The 2,202-nt window shown below is 64.4% G+C and carries 3 protein-coding genes; all 3 read right to left on the reverse strand.

Features of this window, described 5'->3' with window-relative positions; translation table 11 throughout:
* Positions 1-586: glutamate synthase-related protein (locus tag EOA86_RS31700; RefSeq protein ID WP_245497439.1), on the reverse strand; the 586-nt coding region annotated here is incomplete at its 3' end.
* A gap of 6 nt (positions 587-592) precedes the next feature.
* The gene (locus tag EOA86_RS31705) at positions 593-1,339 is read right to left on the reverse strand and encodes a GXGXG domain-containing protein (RefSeq protein ID WP_164892188.1); all 747 of its coding nucleotides are present in this window, start codon (positions 1,337-1,339) and stop codon (positions 593-595) included.
* 4 nt (positions 1,340-1,343) lie between these two features.
* Positions 1,344-2,202, reverse strand: an 859-nt coding sequence (locus EOA86_RS31710) for a glutamine amidotransferase family protein (protein WP_128345207.1), incomplete at its 5' end; no start/stop codon positions are given.

Genomic DNA, 2,202 nt, shown 5'->3' on the forward strand with positions numbered 1-2,202 from the left:
GGTCGATACCCTTCGGCAGCGTGCGCATTTCGGCGACGCGGTCAGAGATCTTCTGGCCAAGCAGCATGCCGCCGCCGCCGGGCTTGGCGCCCTGGCCGACGACGATCTCGATGGCATCCGCCCGCCGCAAATCGCGCGGGTTCATGCCGTAGCGCGATGGCAGATACTGGTAGACCAGCGTCTTGGAATGGCCGCGCTCTTCCTCGGTCATGCCGCCATCGCCGGTGGTCGTCGAGGTGCCCGACAGCGTCGCGCCGCGGCCGAGTGCCTCCTTCGCCGGGCCGGAGAGCGACCCGAAACTCATGCCGGCGATGGTAATCGGGATTTTCAGCTCGATCGGCTTTTTCGCATGGCGCGAACCCAGCACCACGCTGGTGTCGCAGCGCTCGCGATAGCCTTCGAGCGGATAGCGCGAGATCGAGGCGCCGAGCACCAGCAGGTCGTCGAAATGCGGAAGCTTGCGCTTGGCGCCGGCGCCGCGAATATCATAGATGCCGGTCGCCGCCGCGCGGCGGATCTCGGAGAGCGTGTAGTCGTCGAAAGTCGCGGATTTGCGCGGCGTCGTCGGCGGGTTGCGATAGGTCATAGAGCCTCAATACGCGTCGGCGTTGTCGATGTTGAAATTGTAGAGCATGCGCGCCGAGCCGTAACGCTTGAACTCCGCCGCCTTGACGCCGGTCGCGCCGGCACGGTCGAGAAGGCCCTGCAGGAGTTCCAGATGCTCTGGCCGCATCTCCTTGGCGATGCAGTCGGCGCCGAGGCTTTCGACCTTGCCGCGCACGAACAGCCGCGCCTCGTAGATGGAATCGCCGAGCGCGTCGCCGGCATCGCCCAGCACCACCAGATTGCCGGATTGCGCCATGAAGGCCGACATGTGGCCGATATTGCCGTGGACGACGATGTCGATGCCCTTCATCGAGATGCCGCAGCGCGACGACGCATTGCCTTCGATGACCAGCAGCCCGCACCTGCCGGTGGCGCCGGCATACTGGCTGGCATCGCCTTTGACCGTTATCGAACCCGACATCATGTTTTCGCCGACGCCGGGTCCCGCCGAGCCATGCACGGTGATGGCGCTGCCGTCGTTCATGCCGCCGCAATAATAGCCGACGCTGCCGCGGACATCGATCGTGATCGGCTGGTCGACGCCGACGGCGACCGAATGGCTGCCTTTCGGGTTCAGCACTTCCCAGGCGGTCTCGTTCGAACCAGGAGTCAGATTGTGTAGCGCCTGGTTGAGCTCGCGCAGCGGCATTTCGGCCAGGTCGAAGACCGTCGACGCCCGACTCTGCTCATGGTCTTGCTCGCGGGTCGCCTTGGAGACGTTGATTGCCGGCATGAGCTCAATGCTCCCAGAAATAGACGGTTGCGGGCTCGGGCTCCCAGACCCTCGCATTGTCGATGCCGGGCAGCTTGGTGAGCGCGCGATATTCCGAGCCGAAGGCGACATACTGGTCGGTCTCGGCCATGACGGCAGGCTTGCAGGCGATCGGATCGCGCACCACGCCGAAGCCGTTCTTGGTGCCGACGACAAAGGTGAAGAAGCCGTCGAGGTCGCTCAGCGTGCCTTCCAGCGCCTCGCCGAGATTCTTGCCATGCGCCATCTGCGAGGAGAGATAGGCGGCCGCGACTTCGGTGTCGTTCTCGGTCTCGAATTTCATGCCTTCGCGGATCAGCTCGCGACGGACATTGTTGTGATTGGACAGCGAGCCGTTGTGCACCAGACACTGGTCGGCGCCGGTCGAGAACGGATGCGCGCCCATCGTCGTCACCGCCGATTCCGTCGCCATACGGGTGTGGCCGATGCCGTGCGTACCGGTCATGCTGCGCACGTCGAAGCGATCGACGACCGCTTCGGGCAAGCCGACCTCCTTGTAGATTTCGACGACATCGCCGGCGCCCATGATGCGGATATCGGGGCGCAGCACCTGGATGGCCTCGCGCACTTCATCGATCTTGTCGGGCGTGGTCCTGACGACCGCATGCGTCGATTTCACTGCGATGTTCACCGGCGTTCCAATCGCCCTGGCGAGTTCGGCGTCAATGTTGCGGAAATCGTGCTCCGGCTTGGCCGACTGGATGGTGATCTTGGCCTCGTTGCCGGATGGCGCTCCATAGATGGCGATGCCGGCGCTGTCGGGACCGCGATCGCTGAGCGAGATCAGCATCTCCGAAAGCATCGAGCCGAGCCGGGGCTGGAGC

The organism is Mesorhizobium sp. M5C.F.Ca.IN.020.32.2.1 (genome assembly GCF_004023105.1).
In the GTDB taxonomy this organism is placed as follows: domain Bacteria; phylum Pseudomonadota; class Alphaproteobacteria; order Rhizobiales; family Rhizobiaceae; genus Mesorhizobium; species Mesorhizobium wenxiniae.

What these genes read in the sequence shown, in the direction of transcription:
- EOA86_RS31705 (WP_164892188.1), bottom strand. Translation starts at nt 1,339, where the DNA reads ATGCCGGCAATCAACGTCTCCAAGGCGACCCGCGAGCAAGACCATGAG.